This is a genomic window from Gallibacterium genomosp. 3 (assembly GCF_001678475.1).
Taxonomy (GTDB): Bacteria; Pseudomonadota; Gammaproteobacteria; order Enterobacterales; family Pasteurellaceae; genus Gallibacterium; species Gallibacterium faecale.
In genome coordinates this window covers 41,180-57,887 of the sequence record NZ_JTJR01000035.1, presented here as the reverse complement: position 1 = coordinate 57,887, position 16,708 = coordinate 41,180, and the positions used below count along the sequence as shown (strand labels likewise).

The following is a 16,708-nucleotide window of genomic DNA, read 5'->3' as shown; positions in this document are numbered from 1 at the left end:
AATATGTATTACGTTATTTTTGCACAAGATTTACCAAATACGTTAGATAAACGTTTAGCCGTGAGAGAAAAACATTTAGCACGCCTTATTTTATTACAAGAACAAGGGCGTTTATTAGTAGCAGGACCAAATCCAGCTATTGATGATGAAAATCCGGGAGCAGCTGGCTTTACGGGTTCTACTGTGATTGCTGAGTTTGCTTCATTAGAAGAAGCAAAAACATGGGCATCTCAAGATCCTTATGTTGAAGCTGGCGTGTATGGTGATGTTGTGGTGAAACCATTTAAGCGTGTGTTTTAATTTTAAAATTAATTAGTAAAAAAATACCTCGCCGATTGGCGAGGTATTTTTATCTCAAGTCAATATCAATATTACATCAATACATTTGCAATACTAATACCAACAATACATCCTACAACAACCCCGATTAAACCTGGTACCATGAAACTGTGGTTGAAGTAGTATTTACCAATTTTTGTTGTACCTGAAACATCGAAGTTTACAGTTGCAATATCAGATGGATAGTTAGGAATAAAGAAGTAACCATAAGTTGCAGGTAATAAACCAACAAGTAATGGTGCAGGTAAGCCCATTGCAATACCTACTGGAAGCAACATTCTTCCGGTTGCTGCTTGGCTGTTGATTACCACAGATACTGCAAAGAGAGCGAGTGCAAATGTCCAAGGATAACTTTGAACCATTTCAGTGATGCCAGCTTTGAATGAAGGCATTGCATATTTAAAATAAGTATCACTCATCCAAGCAATACCGAAGATAGCGATAGTTGCAACCATACCTGATTTAAACACTACGCCATTAGGAACTTTTTTTACATCCGTTTTAGTTGCTAATAGAATGATTCCTCCGAAAGCTAACATCATCATTTGAATGATAACCCCCATGGAGATTGGTTTTTTTGCATCACCAATAGTTCTTATTTCTGGAACCATAGCAATAATGACAATTAATACTAAAGCAAAGAGGAATAAGAATACTGAATTACGAGCAGATGGTGGTAAGGTTTCATTTAAACTAGTGCTAGTCGTATTTTTAATTAAATTACTCCACTCTGGATCGTTTAAACGGCGCTGATATTCAGGGTCATCTTTTAATTCTTTTCCCCGGCGTAAACTATATAGCGAAAGGGCTAACATGCCACAAAATGTAGCAGGAATAGAAATAGATACGATAGTTAATAGGCTAACATGAGAAAAACCAGGTAATTCAGAAATTTGGCTAAGATAATAGACTACTGCTGCTGAGATAGGACTTCCTGTAATTGCTAATTGAGATGATACAGAGGCAGCTGCCATTGGACGTTCAGGGCGAATACCATTTTTTAAGGCAATATCACCAATAATTGGCATAATAGTATAAACCGCATGACCTGTACCAAGAATAATTGTCATAAAGTAAGTAACCATTGGTCCGAGAATCGTGACACGTTTTGGATTACTACGTAGGATACGTTCTGCGATTTGTAACATATATTTTAGACCGCCAGCTGCTTCAAGTACAGATGCACAGGTTACAACGGCTAAGATGATTAACATTACGTCAATAGGTGGGGAGGATGGAGGCATACGGAGGATAAAGACTTCAACAATTAATCCAATACCGGACACAACACCCAGCCCGACACCGCCGTAGCGGCTACCAACATACAGGAAAAAGAGTAGTAGAATAAATTCAGCGTATAGCATAAAGACCTCAATAAGATTGTTTAACAATAACTCGATGGAGGTAATGATAAAGTAAGCCAAAAAGATCGCAATCTTAATTTAAAAAAAGAGAATAAAATTTAAAAAAAAGTTTATTTACATCAAATTTTGGCTAGTTTTTATACAAAAAGGAAAGCTCGGTAACATCAAAAACAGATAATGTTGGTAAATGTGTGACCTCAGGAAAAATTGACATAGGTTGATTATGAGGATTAATCCAAACTGCCTGACAACCGCTTAAAATAGCACCTTGTACATCAGTAACAAGATTATCACCAACGTGAAGTATTTCGTTAGGAGGACAACCAAAATATTGTGCAGTTTGCAAGAATAAGTCTGCGTGTGGTTTAGCTCTGCCATGTTCACCTCCCCGTAACATCAACTTAAATTGGTCTAAGCCAATATGAGGCGGATAGACATTTCCATTACTGATAGTGACTAAAGGATAATGTTCAGCTAATTGGTTGAGGAACTGTTGATTCTGTTGTGGAACATCAATTTTATGCCGCCATTCCACAAACAGTTGCATACATTGTTTTACAATGGCAGGGATTTCAGTGTTGCTTTTCCCTTGTTGTTGCAGAAGCTTTACTGCTGCTGCTTTTCGCCACTCAATCACATCTTCATAGTGAATAGGATCTTCCAGGAAAAGCTGTTGTTTATAGAGTGCCCAGTTTTCTACGCTGACTTGTGCAAGCTGTTGTAAACAATCAAGGAAAGCTTGTTCTGCATTCCGAATCACAGTGTAGTTATCATATAAAGTATCATCAAGATCAAAGCTGATAACTTTGGGTAACGTAAATGAACGATAAAAATGTAACATACTGCGATTCCTTATTTTTTACGTCTGGCACGAGGGTGTGCTGAATCATATACCTGTGCTAAATGTTGGAAATTTAAATGTGTATAAACTTGTGTGGTAGATAAATTTTCATGCCCTAATAGTTCTTGTACAGCACGTAAGTCAGAGGTAGCTTCAAGCATATGGGTAGCAAAAGAGTGGCGGAGTTTATGCGGATTAAGGTGAGCATTTAATCCTTGCTTAATACCCCACTGTTCTAAACGTTGTTGAATGGCGGTGCTTGTTAAGCGATTACCCTGATGACTAATAAAAAGTGCATTGTCTTTTGGATGAAATTGCAGACGAACATTGAGCCATTCATGTAAAGCACCAGCGGCATAACGCCCAAAAGGTAAAATCCGTTCTTTATTTCCTTTCCCCAATACCCTAAGTTCTTTTGCCTTAAAATTAATATCCTCTAAATTCAAACCGCGTAATTCAGATAAGCGTAATCCAGAACTATACATTAATTCCATAATTGCTTTATCGCGTAGGGCTAAAGGTTCTTTGCTTTTAATGTCAAGTAATTGGGAAATAGATTCAACATCAATACTTTTCGGTAATCTTTTGCCTGCCTTTGGTGCTGAAATGCCATCGGTTGGATTAACAGTAATAATCTTTTTACGTAATAAAAATTGGAAAAATCCACGTAAACTAGAAAGGCGTAACGCTAAGCTATGTTCATGCAATCCAGCCTTTTTTCCTTGAGTGAGGATAAAGCGAATAACACTACCATCAACTTGTCGCCAATCGTTAATTCCCTCTGTAATCAATAATTCAAGACACGCCTCTATTTGCTGCTGATAACTTTCTAATGTCTTAGGGCTAAGTTGACGTTCAATACGAAGATAATTCCAATATTGTTCTAACCATTCTTGTAACATAATTTATTTCTTATAAGTTAGCCATTGGTGAAATAGTGGCTCAATTAGTTCGATGAGTGTTTCAAGAAAATCTGTGTTTTGACCACGATAAAAATGCCCTTCATGTAATGCGGTAAACACTAACACCGCATGATAAGGTTTATGATTTTGCTTATTATTTAATAAGCAAATAGCAACCGATCCAATTGGCAGTTCTTCAGGTAAAAATAGCAATGATTTTTCTCGATTAGTTAATTTTCCTAGATAAAAAGATTGTAAGCCAAAACGTTCTAAGCGAATAATCTCAAAAGCTTTACGATCCAGCCAATATTGTGAGGTAACTGATTCGGATTGCCATGCGTCTTTGAGTAGTAAGATTTTACCTTGTTTTAAACCTAATGTTTTTGCCCATTGATCTAAATCGCGGCTTGCCTCAATAATATCTTTGGCTTGATAGAGTTGTTTTTGTAAGGGTAATAAGCTAAAAAAGAGCGTTTCATTTTGTTGTACAGTGGAGCTAACCTGATTTAGCGCATTTTCTAATGTGGCAATTTTCTCTCGCTGGCGACCTAATTGGGCTTCTACTAAAGAAATCATACCTTTGCGTTGATGATGAATAACAAGTTGATCCAATAAGGCTTGATGACGGGAAAAATAATCTGGATGGGCTTGCAAATATTGGTCTATCTGCTGCTCAAAATCAACATCAATCTCGCTCATATTTACTCCTTATAATTGAATCACGCCATCATAAACAAAGGTAGCATCGCCAGTCATATAGAGAGGATGTCCTTGTCCTTGCCATTCAATTTTTAATTCTCCGCCGGGTAAGCTAACTTTCACACTGTTATCTAATAAACCTTGCATAATGCCAACAGCTACGGCTGCACAAGCTCCAGTTCCACACGCTTGTGTTTCTCCAGCACCACGTTCAAATACTCTTAAACGAATATGTTGTCGATTAATTACCTGCATAAAGCCAATATTGGCTCTTGCTGGGAAACGTTCGTGATTTTCTAATAGTGGACCTAATTGTTCTACATTAGCCGTAGCGACATCTTCTACTTGCAACACACAATGCGGATTGCCCATAGAAACGACACCACATAATACAGTTTGAATGTCAGTTCGTAGGATATAGTTTTTTTCAAATTTATTGGCGATAAATGGAACTTTAGCTGGTTCCCAAATTGGTTCTCCCATATTTACTCGCACAGTTTCATCATCATTGACAATCAACACAATTTTGCCCTTGGCGGTACTTACTTTGATTTCATTTTTATTGGTTAACCCTTTTAAACGAACAAAGCGGGCAAAACATCTGGCACCATTACCACACTGCTCGACTTCACTGCCATCTGCATTGAAAATACGATAATGGAAATCTAATTCGGGATCATAAGGTGCTTCAACTAATAACAGTTGATCAAAGCCAATACCACGATGACGGTCAGCTAAACGGCGAATAATGTCTTCAGAAAAAAAGACACTCTGTGTTACACCATCTACTACCATAAAATCATTGCCTAGACCGTGCATTTTTGAAAACTGCATATATACCTCTTGTATAAATCATAATAGGGCTATTATAGAGAGTTCCTGCTAAAGTCTAAAGACTGAAGTTGAATCAAAGATGTTAATTAAAGTGGAATATCGTTATACTAGCGCCGTTTTTTATCAAGGATTGGGTTACTATGGCGAAACTTTACTTTTATTACTCCTCAATGAATGCAGGCAAATCGACAACTCTATTACAATCTTCTTATAACTATCGTGAACGTGGTATGCAGACGTTAGTTTATACCGCAGCTATTGATAATCGTTATGGCGTAGGCAAAGTAACCTCAAGAATTGGTATTGAAGAACAAGCCAAATTATTTGATACAAAAACAGATCTATTTGATGAAATTCAACAACATCATCAACAACAAAAATTAAACTGTATTCTAGTCGATGAGGCACAATTCTTAACTAAAGACCAAGTGTATCAACTTACGGAAGTGGTAGATAAGCTCAATATTCCCGTATTGTGTTATGGATTACGCACAGATTTCCAAGCAGAATTATTTGAAGGAAGTCGTTATTTGTTAGCTTGGGCAGATCAGTTAGAGGAGTTAAAAACGATCTGTTATTGCGGACGTAAAGCGAATTTTGTATTGCGTTTAAATGAACAAGGTGAAGTGATTAAGGAAGGCGATCAGATCCAAATTGGTGGTAATGATCACTATTTGTCGGTGTGTCGTCAGCATTATAAAGAGAAAATGGGCTGCTAACCCTTCCTTAACTAAACAATAAACAAGGTATTATTTATGACGGTTTCTTCAGTGGTAACTCCAAATTTAAATGCGGCGAAACGTATTGTTGCGATTGGTGGCGGGCATGGGCTTGGACGTGTGATGTCTGCACTTGGCTTTATGCGATCTCGCTTAACAGGTATTGTCACTACTACCGATAATGGCGGTTCAACAGGTCGAATTCGTAGTCAATTTGGTGGTATTGCTTGGGGGGATTTGCGTAACTGTTTAAACCAAATTATTACGACTCCAACCACTGCCTCTGAATTATTTGAGTATCGTTTCGATGGTGAAGGCGAGTTAGCAGGACATAACTTAGGGAATCTAATGCTTAAAGCATTAGAAAATATTAAAGTGCGTCCATTGGATGGTGTGAATTTAATTCGAGAGTTATTACACGTTGAACCTTTTATTATTCCGATGTCTGAAAAGCCAGCTCATCTTACTGCTGAGTTAAATAGTGGTGAGATGATTATCGGTGAAGTGAGTATTGATAAATTAGCAGATATTCCAAAACAGTTAAGTTTAGCACCTGCTGTTTCCGCAACCCCAGAAGCCGTTGTTGCGATTAATCAAGCAGATATTATTCTATTTGGTCCGGGCAGTTTTTTAACTAGTATTTTGCCACCTTTGTTACTGACTGAAGTACAAGATGCTTTAGCAACTAGCTCTGCAATTAAGATTTTTATTGATAATTTAGGGGTAGAACATAGCCCCTCAGCACAATTAGATTTAGCTGCACGAGTAGATTGGCTTAACCACTACATAGGGAAGCCAATTATTGATGGCGTGATCACAGATAGCAACACGGTATTACCACAAGATTTCAGACAAAACTATTGTGTGATTGCACGTCAATTAAATGCCGATGATGTGAGCTATCGTCATGATCGCGCTTTATTAAGTCATGCACTAGAAGACCTGATTGATGAGGTCAAAATCAAGAAAAAGTGCTTTAAGTTTGATAACTAATAAAATGAGTAGAGTGTTGTTGCTGAATTTATTTTTTTTAGTTCTCTATGCTTAGATTTTAACTTGTGAGAAATATGATTGTATTTTCTGGTAAGTGAAGAAATATATTTTTCTCATTTCATAAGAAATTTAACTTATGGGTAGATTGAAAAGTGTTGTGCCTAATGACGCAACACTTTTTCCTCTATTTTTTCTTTTCTTTATAATAAGAAATTAATTTATTGATTAGTTACCAATTCGCCAATAATACTGCGAGTGTTGGTATTGACCTCGATTAAACGAATAGAGAGCATATCAGCTAATTGATATTGACGTTTACCTTGGATATATAGCGCAATATCATCACTATTTACTTCAATTTCATCTTTATTATTATGAATTAATGACATAGGAATAAAGATACTTGCACCATTCTCAGCTAATTGGACGCGTAATCCACCTCGGGTAATATCCATAATTTGTGCTGAATAGACGGTTTTATCTGCTACTTTGTTGGCTAAGTACAAACAATACAACCAATCTGCAATATCACGTTCGACTAAGCGATTTTGTTTGCGTGCTTCTTGTAAACGTAATAAAACGCTTTCTTCTACTGGTGGTAATGGTTGTTGGCTTAAAATCGCTTTAATAATGCGATGATTCACCATATCACAGTATTTACGAATAGGTGAAGTCCAAGTGGCATAAGCAGATAAGCCTAAACCAAAATGCGGTGCTGCTTCCGCTTTAAATTCAGCAAACGTAAGGTAACGTCGTAAACGTGTTTCAAAATATTCAGCATGTTGGTCTAAATCATGCTGCATATTACAGTAACCCTCTAACGTGGATAAGGTTTCTGTTGTATAACGTTGCGCTAATTCTGGTTGAGTTTCATCCGTTGCCAGATGATTTAACAAGAATTGGCTAGCTGCGGGTAAGAATTTTTTATCGAAGCCACTATGTGTATTAAAAATTGCTGGGGCTTGATGTGTAGTTAAAAATTGTGCTGCACAAGTATTGGCAATAATCATACACTCTTCAACAATACGATTTGCAATTCTACGATAATCAGCACGGATTTCGCTAATCTCACCATTTTCATTCAGAATAAAATTATAGTCAGGGCGATCTTTAAATAGAATTGCATGCTGTTGACGCCACGTGATTCTTACTAAACAGAATTGATGTAATGCGTCTATTTGATTTTTAATCACATCATTCGCAGGTTGCCATGCGTTAGGTTGTTGTTCTAAATAATCAGACACGGCATCATAAGCTAATTTTGCTTTTGAACGAATCCACGCCAATGTAAAAGTAGGTTCGCTAATTAAAGCACCCGTTAAATCAGTTTCAATAAAACAAACTAATGCAGGGCGATTTTCACCTTCCACCAAGGAACAGAGATCATCAGACAGCTCACGTGGTAGCATTGGAATATTAAAGCCCGGCAGATAATTGGTAAAGCTGCGTTGTTTCGCATCAACTTCAATTTGAGAATCAACAGGAATATAAGCAGTTGGGTCAGCAACAGCGACAGCGAGTTTCCATCCGATTTGTTTTTCTTGTTGGAGAATCGGTGTAATGGATAACGCATCATCCATATCCTTAGTAGTTTCTGAGTCAATCGTGACAAAATCAATTCCAGTTAAATCTTCTCGAATAGTTGTTTCATCAAAAGTGTAGTGTTCCAATCCAGCCACTGCAGTACGTGGTTGTTGGTGACGAGCTAAGGTTACCCACCAAGCAGATTTAGGATCATCGTGATGACAAATAAATTGCGTAACTTGAGCAAAAAAGAAGCGATCATCGCGTAATGGATGTGTTTTCAATTCAGCGACCACCCAATCACCATTTGATAAGGTATCAGTGACTTTTTTATGCACATTCGCACTGATGGGTTGATTAATATTCGGGTGATCGACAAGTAATTGTAATTTGTTGTCTTTGTTGAAACGTACTCGAGCAATGAAACGAGTAAGCATTGGCTCAATTAAACTATCTGGCTCAGCTTGCTCTTTATCGCCAACGGTTTCGATAACGGCTTTAATCTTATCCCCATGCATCACTTTTTTCATTGCTTGCGGTGGAATGAAGTAATTTTTTTTCTCACATTCTAAAAAACCGTAAGCTTTATCAGTGGCTTTCACAATACCTTCTACATGAGGTTTACTATCACGAATTTGTTGTTTGAGTTGGCTGAGGAGAGGATTATCTTGGAACATACTTTATCCGATTAAAAACAAAAAAATTCGCTCCGATTAACGGAGCGAAATAAAAAGAAAATCTTAAGCGAGTTCTAACTCACTCATAGCTACAGTACTGAAACCTGCATCAACGTGAACAACTTCACCTGTGATACCAGCAGCAAGATCTGAACATAAAAATGCTGCGGTATTACCCACATCTTCAATAGTTACAGTACGGCGAAGCGGCGCTGTATTTTCAAAATGACCTAGCATTTTCTTAAAGTTTTTGATACCTGAAGCTGCTAAGGTACGAATTGGACCAGCAGAAATTGCATTAACACGGATATTTTCTTTACCCATTGCCGATGCCATATAGCGAGTATTGGCTTCGAGAGAAGCTTTTGCTAGACCCATAACATTATAGTTAGGAATAGCACGTTCAGCGCCTAAATAAGAAAGTGTTAATAATGCTGCACCTGGATTAAGATTTGGGCGAGCAGCTTTTGCCATTGCTACAAAACTATAAGCACTAATATCGTGTGCGATACGGAAACCTTCACGATTAACCGCATTTACGTAATCACCATCAAGTTGATCACCTGGTGCAAATGCAATAGCGTGTACAAAGCCATCAAATTTATCCCAATGTTTATGTAATTCAGCAAAACAATTTTCAATACTTTCGTCAGTACCTACATCACAAGGGATGACAATGGAAGAACCAAGTTCTTGAGCGAATTCTTCAACACGACCTTTTAATTTGTCATTTTGATAAGTAAATGCAAGTTCTGCACCTTCACGATGCATTGCTTGTGCAATACCGTAAGCGATAGAACGATTACTTGCTACACCAGCAATTAAAATACGTTTATTAGTTAAAAATCCCATAATTTATCCTATGTTAGTTGCAGTTAAACGGGGCGAATTATAGCAGAAATCGGAAGTGGAACAAATCAGACCGATAAAATTGGCTAGTGGAGTAGTTTTAGGTTTCTCCTTAATGTGAGAAACCTAAAATAAACAGAAATAACGTTATAAAGAATTCAAATCTAAAACGTCAGTCATATCAAATAACCCAGTGTCATGATTAGCTAACCATTTTGCCGCACGTACAGCGCCATGAGCAAATGTCATTCGACTAGACGCTTTATGAGCAATTTCTACACGTTCACCCTCATCAGCGAACCATACTGTGTGTTCACCAACGACATCACCGGCACGGATTGTAGCAAAACCAATTTGATCTTGTTTGCGTTCACCGGTAATGCCTTCGCGGGCATATACAGCGTGTTGTTTCAGATCTTTCCCCATAGCTTTAGCAATATGTTCACCCATAGATAAAGCTGTTCCTGATGGCGCATCAACTTTATGGCGATGGTGTGCTTCGATAATTTCGATATCACAATAATCTCCCATCACTTTGGCAGCCTTTTCAAGTAATTTAAAGACGAGATTCACCCCTACACTGTAATTAGAGGCAAAGACAATCCCAATCTGTTTAGCAGCTTGTTGAATAGCTTGTTTGCCTTGCTCATCAAACCCAGTTGTACCAATGACCATTTTCTTTTGATATTGGCGACAGATTGCCAAATGCTCTAATGTACCTTCTGGGCGAGTAAAATCAATTACTAGATCAAATTGATCAATACTTGCGATAAGGTTATCAGTAACGGTTACACCATTGTGTCCAATACCAGCTAATTCTCCGGCATCGCTGCCAAGTAAGGTTGAACCAACACGTTCAAACGCTGCAGTTAATTGTACGCCTTCAGCTTTATTAACTGCTTGAATTAACTGGCGTCCCATACGTCCACCAGCACCAACAACAGCAATTCTTAATGTCATATACTTTCCTTATTTCGTTGATTTTAAACAGATATGTACAGTGATCTCTTCTCGATCGTGATACAGATGTTTTGCTTGGATCTGATAATGCAGTCCTGCATCTATTAATTTTTCTTCAATCAAGAAGATACATTTTTGTACTTCAATATAGCGTTTTTTCATGGGTAATTTTAGGTTAAAAATCGTTTCGCGACACCAACCATTCACTAACCATTTTGCGATTAACTCTGCGACACGGATTGGCTGTTCTACCATATCGCAAACGAGCCAATCAATATTCCGTTTTTTAGGTGGTTGAAATTTAAAACCATCTTCTGGACAGTGTTCAACACGTCCAGTTTCTTGTAGAGATTCAGCTACTTTGCCGTGATCGACCGCATAGACAAATAATCCGCGTCTAACGAGCTGATATGTCCAACCGCCTGGGCACGCCCCTAAATCAACAGCATAACGATGTTCAGTTAAACGTTGTTTCTCTTCGGTTTCAGTTAAGAATGTTTTAATCGCTTCTTCTAATTTCAATGTAGAACGACTTGGTGCTGCCGCTGGAAAGCGTAATCGCTTAATTCCCATAAAATCAGGGGAGTGATTATGATTAAATGAATAACCAATAAAACAGCTATCAGAACTGGTAAAAAAGAGATGTAGAGTAAATGTCTTACTTTTGCTTATGGTACGCCCCGCTAAATAACCAGCTTGTTTTAAACGCTGGCGCAAAGGTACGGTAAATTTGCGACAAAATGGTAATAACTCTTTAGCTTGATTGGTATCTGCTGTTTCAACCCAAACTTCTGTCATTGCCTTTAAATCAAGATCGGTCTGGGAAAGGAGATCCATAATTGGTGAAATACGATCTGTGGTTGAGGCAAATGTTAGTTGTTGAATTACGGCAAACCATTGGCGACAAAAAATAAGCGTATTAAATGCAATATCTTGGATTAATAATTTAATATCCTCAGCATTACTACATTCAAAGATAACAAAGGCAGTATCAGGTTCAGTACGCGCAAAACCATATACACCTAAATTAATCGCTTTATCGTTGATTTCCGCTGCCATTTCTTTTTCAAAGCCAGCACGACAATATAAAATTAATTGGTTTGTCATAATTATCTCTTACTTATTTAAATTAGAGGAGTGGTGATAACGTATGCCAAGATAAGCTAAGTGACCCCAGCCCAACAAGAAAAACACACCACCTATTGGCGTCATATGAGCAAAGGTTTTATTTCCTGTCAAAGCCAAACAGTATAGGCTAAAACTAAAGAGTAAGATACCAGCCAGCCAACAATAACCACTAACAGCCGTTTTTTTACGCCAACTGATGTCAATAGTAGTGAATTGAGATAACAATGTAAGACCGAACAAGGCTAAGGTATGAAATACTTGGTAACGCCAGCCAATTTCTATCCAATTTATTGCTTCTGCCGAAAGTTGTTTACTTAAAGCATGAGATGCGAAAGCACCAAAGGCGACACAAAAAAAACCGCTTAATGCGGTAAAGATGAGAAAACGTTTAAACACAAATTTTTTCCTTATACTAAAGAGATTAACCAATCATAAAAGGCTTTAATCTTTTCATCATTTTCACGATCTGGGTGATAAACAACATAAAATGCTTTTGGATCTTTGAGTTGTAAATTCAACACTTCTTGTAAATTACCTTGCTTAATTTCTTTTTGTGCCAGTAATTCGTTGGCTAATACAATACCTTGACCGTGAATAGCTGCTTGTAATGCCATAAAGGTATGACTAAAAACAGGATTATGTTGTAAATCAATTCCTTCAATTTCAAGTGCTTTTAAAGCCCTTTGCCAATTATCGCGATTATGTACGTGCAGTAAAGTGTGTTGTCGTAAATCATCAGGTTGATGAATCGGTAATTTACTAAGTAAAGAGGGAGCTGCTAACACTAATAAACGTGACTCTTTTAGGCGTTCAACTGTAAGCCCTTGCCAATCACCTTTACCATAATAGACTGCTATATCAACCTCGCGAGTTAATAACCCTTCGTCGTGATCAACCCCATTAATGCGGACATCAATATCGGGATAACGTTGGTTAAATTCACTAAGTTGCGGAACTAACCATTGCATACCAAAAGTTTGAGGAATATTAATGGAAAGCACTTTTTCTGCTTTATTTTTAGTTAATTTATCGGTAGCTTCCATCAATTTTTTTAGAATATTGTTTATATCAAAAAAATAAGTTTTTCCGGCTTCGGTGAGTTCCAGTGTACGATTTTTGCGCAAAAAAAGCTCAGTACCTAAAAAATCTTCTAAAATTTTTATTTGATGACTGACCGCTGCTTGAGTAACAAAAAGCTCTTCAGCCGCTTTTGTGAAGCTTAAATGTCTGGCGGCAGAATCAAAAGCTTTCAGAGCATTTAAGGGAGGCAAACGTTTAACCATAATTTAGTATCCAATATAAAAACTTTATGTTAGTAGTTATTATAGCTTGTTATTAGTTTTTTTTATGTAAAAGATAAAAAAAAATTGTTTGTTTCTTTGTGAGCTGCTCCATAGAATGTGTGCCATACTTAATGATTGGTCATTCCTTACTAGTTAATGAGTTTCAGATTCTTAAGTATGATGTTGTGTTTGCATATTAGTCTAGACTTTCTAGACTGAGTAACTGAGAAGTTACTCATTTCACTTCCTGTATATTATTTATAAACAGAATTGTTTATCTGCCACCTAACGATTTAGGTGGCATTTTTTTTGCGACTGATTCTAGCATAGCCCTCCTGCATTCTCTAACGTTATTTTTTGACCTATTTTGCAGAAGTTGTCGATGATTTAGCCAGATTGAGTATATTTACTTATACTAAACGCTACAATGCTTAAAAATTGAATTTTTATTTATAAAAAATGAATTTTTATGCAATTTGTTTGCTAAAGAAGGTGGACACCAATAGGATTTTAGGGAATAATACGCACTCGGTAAACGTTCGTTTTATCACAGAATCAAACACATCTCATGAATAGGAATTAATATGTCAACAACAATTCTCGAATCTCTCCCAGTCGGTCAAAAGGTTGGTATTGCGTTTTCAGGTGGTCTAGATACAAGTGCGGCATTACTTTGGATGCGTCAAAAAGGGGCAGTACCTTATGCATATACCGCAAATTTAGGTCAGCCAGATGAAGATGATTACGATGAAATCCCACGTAAAGCGAAAGAGTATGGTGCAGAAAATGCCCGTTTAATTGATTGTCGTAGTCAGCTTGCAAATGAAGGTATTGCAGCCATTCAATGTGGCGCATTCCATATTAGTACTGGCGGTGTTACTTATTTTAATACCACACCTCTCGGTCGTGCGGTTACTGGTACGATGTTGGTTACAGCAATGAAGGAAGATGATGTCAATATCTGGGGAGATGGTAGTACATTCAAAGGGAATGATATTGAACGTTTCTACCGTTATGGATTATTGACAAATCCAAGATTAAAAATCTATAAACCTTGGTTAGATCAACAATTTATTAATGAACTTGGTGGTCGCCATGAAATGTCAGAATTCTTAATCGCAAATGGCTTTAACTACAAAATGTCAGTAGAAAAAGCCTATTCAACAGACTCTAATATGCTTGGTGCAACACACGAAGCAAAAGATCTTGAGTTTTTAAATAGCGGTATCCGTATTGTTAATCCAATTATGGGCGTTGCTTTCTGGAAAGAAGATGTTGCGATTAAAGCGGAAGAAGTCACAGTACGTTTTGAAGAAGGGATTCCAGTTGCATTGAATGGCAAAACATTTACAAATGCAGTTGATCTGTTCTTAGAAGCGAATCGTATTGGTGGACGCCATGGTTTAGGTATGTCAGACCAAATTGAAAACCGTATTATCGAAGCGAAAAGTCGTGGTATTTATGAAGCCCCAGGAATGGCTCTATTACATATTGCGTATGAACGCTTAGTAACCGGAATTCATAACGAAGATACTATCGAACAATATCGTATTAATGGTTTACGTTTAGGTCGTTTACTATATCAAGGACGTTGGTTTGATCCGCAAGCATTAATGTTAAGAGAAACAGCACAACGTTGGGTTGCTCGTGCTGTAACTGGTGAAGTAACACTTGAATTACGCCGTGGTAATGACTACTCAATTTTAAATACTGAGTCACCAAACTTAACTTATCAGCCAGAACGTTTGAGTATGGAAAAAGTGGAAAATGCCCCATTTGATCCAAAAGATCGTATTGGTCAATTAACAATGCGTAACTTAGATATTACTGATACACGCGACAAACTCGGTATCTATACACAAACTGGTTTATTATTAAATAACTCTGCTTTCCCACAACTTGGTAAAAAAGAGTAATCCATTCTTTATTCTACAACCGCTAAAGATGTGTTCATCTTTAGCGGTTTATTTTTTGTCAGAAATTAAGCGGTAAATTACACGATCAATACAATAAACACGGATTAACACACTTAACACGATATAATTAACACAATCAACACAACAATAATGCCCCTATTGAGATAAATTTTGCTATACTTTCGTTTCAATAATTGACTAGATGGCAAACTTTATGGCTTGGACACCTACTCGTACTTCACAATCGAAAACAACCTCAATAAACACAACAAAATCCAAAGAGATAGAACAATTTACCCCTCCTCATTCGATTGAAGCGGAGCAATCGGTGTTAGGTGCATTGTTGTTAGATAATGGTTTATGGGATCGCGTTGTTGAAGCGGTGATTGCACAAGATTTTTATACCTATGCTCATCGAGTCATTTTCCAAGAGATAGAAAATTTATTAAGTCATGGCAAACCTGCCGATCTTATTACACTAGAACAAGCGTTAAGTAGCAAAGATTTAACCGATACTGTTGGTGGCTTTTCTTATTTAGTAGAACTTTCACAGAAAACACCAAACAGCGCTAACGCATTAGCTTATGCCAATATTATTCGGGAAAAGGCGATTTTACGTGAGTTAATTGCAACCAGTAATACGATTTCTGAAAACTGTTACTCGCCAAATGGACAAGATGTAAAAGATATTCTTGATAATGCCGAGAGTAAAATTTTACAGATCTCGGAGCAACGAATGGCAGGTTCAGACACTGGTCCACAAAATATTTCTAAAATTTTATTTGATACGATTACTAAAATAGAAACTTTAGCGCAAAACCCAAGTTTGGGAGGGATTACGGGGGTTTCTACTGGATTTACGGATTTAGATAAAAAAACAGCAGGATTACAGCCTGGTGATTTAATTATTATTGCAGCTCGTCCCTCAATGGGTAAAACCACTTTTGCGATGAACTTGTGTGAAAATGCAGCATTACCGCCCGATCAGGATAAAGCAGTGTTAATTTTTAGTTTAGAAATGCCTGCGGAACAATTAATGACGAGAATGTTAGCGTCGCTTTCTCGAGTTGACCAAACGAAATTACGTACAGGACAAATTGATTTTGCTAATGATGAGGGGGCAAGATTATCCAGTTGTATTTCATTGTTAAAAGAGAAAAGCAATATTTATATTGATGATACCTCTGGGTTAACACCAACGGAGTTACGTTCTCGTGCCAGACGAATTCATCGTGAAAGTCCGAATGGATTAGCGATGATTATGGTCGATTATTTACAATTAATGCGTGTGCCTGGCTATGCAGAAAATCGTACCTTAGAGATCGCTGAAATATCACGTTCTTTAAAGGCATTAGCGAAAGAATTGAAAGTACCAGTAATTGCACTTTCGCAGTTAAATCGTAGTTTGGAACAACGTGCGGATAAACGCCCCGTAAACTCAGACTTACGTGAGTCCGGTGCGATTGAGCAAGATGCGGATTTAATTATGTTTATCTATCGGGACGAAGTATATAACCCTAATTCAGAATTTAAAGGAACGGCTGAAATTATTATCGGGAAACAACGTAATGGACCAATTGGTAGCGTGCGTTTAGCCTTTATGGGAGGATATTCTCGATTTGATAATTTACAGTATGGTTCCGATTACAACGACAATTATTAATTAACAAAGGCAGTATC

At 37.3% G+C, this 16,708-nt stretch carries 16 protein-coding genes; 5 read left to right on the top strand and 11 right to left on the bottom strand.

What is annotated here, in order from left to right; translation table 11 throughout:
- Positions 1 to 3: 3 nt before the first annotated feature.
- Complete coding sequence (locus QV06_RS08625; RefSeq protein WP_065237795.1) at positions 4 to 300, top strand: YciI family protein; 297 nt, start codon at positions 4 to 6, stop codon at positions 298 to 300.
- A 71-nt stretch (positions 301 to 371) separates the two neighbouring features.
- On the opposite strand, the gene QV06_RS08620 is transcribed toward QV06_RS08625, so the two are convergent.
- The 5 genes from QV06_RS08620 to dapF form a co-directional block, all read right to left on the bottom strand.
- The gene (locus QV06_RS08620; RefSeq protein ID WP_348536873.1) at positions 372 to 1,763 is read right to left on the bottom strand and encodes an anaerobic C4-dicarboxylate transporter; all 1,392 of its coding nucleotides are present in this window, start codon (positions 1,761 to 1,763) and stop codon (positions 372 to 374) included.
- Positions 1,764 to 1,833: 70 nt separating this feature from the next.
- Positions 1,834 to 2,544 carry an HAD-IA family hydrolase gene (locus QV06_RS08615; RefSeq protein ID WP_065237793.1) on the bottom strand — a complete coding sequence of 237 codons (711 nt, stop codon included), beginning with the start codon at positions 2,542 to 2,544 and terminating at the stop codon, positions 1,834 to 1,836.
- 11 nt (positions 2,545 to 2,555) lie between these two features.
- On the bottom strand, positions 2,556 to 3,446 hold the full coding sequence (gene xerC / locus QV06_RS08610; protein ID WP_065237792.1) for a tyrosine recombinase XerC: 891 nt from the start codon (positions 3,444 to 3,446) through the stop codon (positions 2,556 to 2,558).
- Between the two features lie 3 nt (positions 3,447 to 3,449).
- Positions 3,450 to 4,145, bottom strand: a complete 696-nt coding sequence (locus QV06_RS08605; RefSeq protein WP_065237791.1) for a DUF484 family protein — start codon at positions 4,143 to 4,145, stop codon at positions 3,450 to 3,452.
- A 9-nt stretch (positions 4,146 to 4,154) separates the two neighbouring features.
- Positions 4,155 to 4,979, bottom strand: coding sequence for a diaminopimelate epimerase (gene dapF, locus QV06_RS08600; protein WP_065233886.1), 825 nt, complete (start codon positions 4,977 to 4,979; stop codon positions 4,155 to 4,157).
- A 140-nt stretch (positions 4,980 to 5,119) separates the two neighbouring features.
- On the opposite strand from dapF, the gene QV06_RS08595 reads away from it, so the two are divergent.
- Positions 5,120 to 5,698, top strand: a complete 579-nt coding sequence (locus QV06_RS08595; protein WP_065233885.1) for a thymidine kinase — start codon at positions 5,120 to 5,122, stop codon at positions 5,696 to 5,698.
- A 36-nt stretch (positions 5,699 to 5,734) separates the two neighbouring features.
- Positions 5,735 to 6,691, top strand: coding sequence for a gluconeogenesis factor YvcK family protein (locus tag QV06_RS08590; protein WP_065237790.1), 957 nt, complete (start codon positions 5,735 to 5,737; stop codon positions 6,689 to 6,691).
- 218 nt (positions 6,692 to 6,909) lie between these two features.
- Here QV06_RS08590 and QV06_RS08585 read toward each other — a convergent pair whose 3' ends face one another.
- The 6 genes from QV06_RS08585 to QV06_RS08560 form a co-directional block, all read right to left on the bottom strand.
- Positions 6,910 to 8,892 carry an exoribonuclease II gene (locus QV06_RS08585; protein WP_065237789.1) on the bottom strand — a complete coding sequence of 661 codons (1,983 nt, stop codon included), beginning with the start codon at positions 8,890 to 8,892 and terminating at the stop codon, positions 6,910 to 6,912.
- A gap of 63 nt (positions 8,893 to 8,955) precedes the next feature.
- Positions 8,956 to 9,744 (bottom strand): enoyl-ACP reductase FabI, encoded by a 789-nt coding sequence (gene fabI / locus QV06_RS08580; RefSeq protein WP_065237788.1) that lies wholly within the window; start codon positions 9,742 to 9,744, stop codon positions 8,956 to 8,958.
- Positions 9,745 to 9,888: 144 nt separating this feature from the next.
- Positions 9,889 to 10,701 (bottom strand): 4-hydroxy-tetrahydrodipicolinate reductase, encoded by an 813-nt coding sequence (gene dapB / locus QV06_RS08575; RefSeq protein ID WP_065237787.1) that lies wholly within the window; start codon positions 10,699 to 10,701, stop codon positions 9,889 to 9,891.
- Between the two features lie 9 nt (positions 10,702 to 10,710).
- Complete coding sequence (gene rlmM / locus QV06_RS08570) at positions 10,711 to 11,808, bottom strand: 23S rRNA (cytidine(2498)-2'-O)-methyltransferase RlmM (RefSeq protein ID WP_065237786.1); 1,098 nt, start codon at positions 11,806 to 11,808, stop codon at positions 10,711 to 10,713.
- Between the two features lie 9 nt (positions 11,809 to 11,817).
- Positions 11,818 to 12,225, bottom strand: coding sequence for a DUF423 domain-containing protein (locus QV06_RS08565; protein WP_065237785.1), 408 nt, complete (start codon positions 12,223 to 12,225; stop codon positions 11,818 to 11,820).
- An 11-nt stretch (positions 12,226 to 12,236) separates the two neighbouring features.
- Positions 12,237 to 13,112 (bottom strand): transcriptional regulator GcvA, encoded by an 876-nt coding sequence (locus QV06_RS08560; RefSeq protein ID WP_065237784.1) that lies wholly within the window; start codon positions 13,110 to 13,112, stop codon positions 12,237 to 12,239.
- Between the two features lie 584 nt (positions 13,113 to 13,696).
- Here QV06_RS08560 and argG point away from each other — a divergent pair.
- Both argG and dnaB read left to right on the top strand, forming a co-directional pair.
- Entirely contained in the window at positions 13,697 to 15,028 is a 1,332-nt protein-coding gene (gene argG, locus QV06_RS08555; protein ID WP_065237783.1) for an argininosuccinate synthase, read from the top strand.
- Between the two features lie 214 nt (positions 15,029 to 15,242).
- Complete coding sequence (gene dnaB, locus QV06_RS08550) at positions 15,243 to 16,691, top strand: replicative DNA helicase (protein ID WP_065237782.1); 1,449 nt, start codon at positions 15,243 to 15,245, stop codon at positions 16,689 to 16,691.
- Positions 16,692 to 16,708: the final 17 nt, after the last annotated feature.

Excerpts from the sequence above, each read along its gene's own strand:
- QV06_RS08625 (WP_065237795.1), top strand. The coding sequence starts at position 4 with ATGTATTACGTTATTTTTGCACAAGATTTACCAAATACGTTAGATAAA.
- QV06_RS08615 (WP_065237793.1), bottom strand. The coding sequence starts at position 2,544 with ATGTTACATTTTTATCGTTCATTTACGTTACCCAAAGTTATCAGCTTT.
- xerC (WP_065237792.1), bottom strand. The coding sequence starts at position 3,446 with ATGTTACAAGAATGGTTAGAACAATATTGGAATTATCTTCGTATTGAA.
- QV06_RS08605 (WP_065237791.1), bottom strand. The coding sequence starts at position 4,145 with ATGAGCGAGATTGATGTTGATTTTGAGCAGCAGATAGACCAATATTTG.
- dapF (WP_065233886.1), bottom strand. The coding sequence starts at position 4,979 with ATGCAGTTTTCAAAAATGCACGGTCTAGGCAATGATTTTATGGTAGTA.
- QV06_RS08595 (WP_065233885.1), top strand. The coding sequence starts at position 5,120 with ATGGCGAAACTTTACTTTTATTACTCCTCAATGAATGCAGGCAAATCG.
- QV06_RS08590 (WP_065237790.1), top strand. The coding sequence starts at position 5,735 with ATGACGGTTTCTTCAGTGGTAACTCCAAATTTAAATGCGGCGAAACGT.
- QV06_RS08585 (WP_065237789.1), bottom strand. The coding sequence starts at position 8,892 with ATGTTCCAAGATAATCCTCTCCTCAGCCAACTCAAACAACAAATTCGT.
- fabI (WP_065237788.1), bottom strand. The coding sequence starts at position 9,744 with ATGGGATTTTTAACTAATAAACGTATTTTAATTGCTGGTGTAGCAAGT.
- dapB (WP_065237787.1), bottom strand. The coding sequence starts at position 10,701 with ATGACATTAAGAATTGCTGTTGTTGGTGCTGGTGGACGTATGGGACGC.
- rlmM (WP_065237786.1), bottom strand. The coding sequence starts at position 11,808 with ATGACAAACCAATTAATTTTATATTGTCGTGCTGGCTTTGAAAAAGAA.
- QV06_RS08560 (WP_065237784.1), bottom strand. The coding sequence starts at position 13,112 with ATGGTTAAACGTTTGCCTCCCTTAAATGCTCTGAAAGCTTTTGATTCT.
- argG (WP_065237783.1), top strand. The coding sequence starts at position 13,697 with ATGTCAACAACAATTCTCGAATCTCTCCCAGTCGGTCAAAAGGTTGGT.
- dnaB (WP_065237782.1), top strand. The coding sequence starts at position 15,243 with ATGGCTTGGACACCTACTCGTACTTCACAATCGAAAACAACCTCAATA.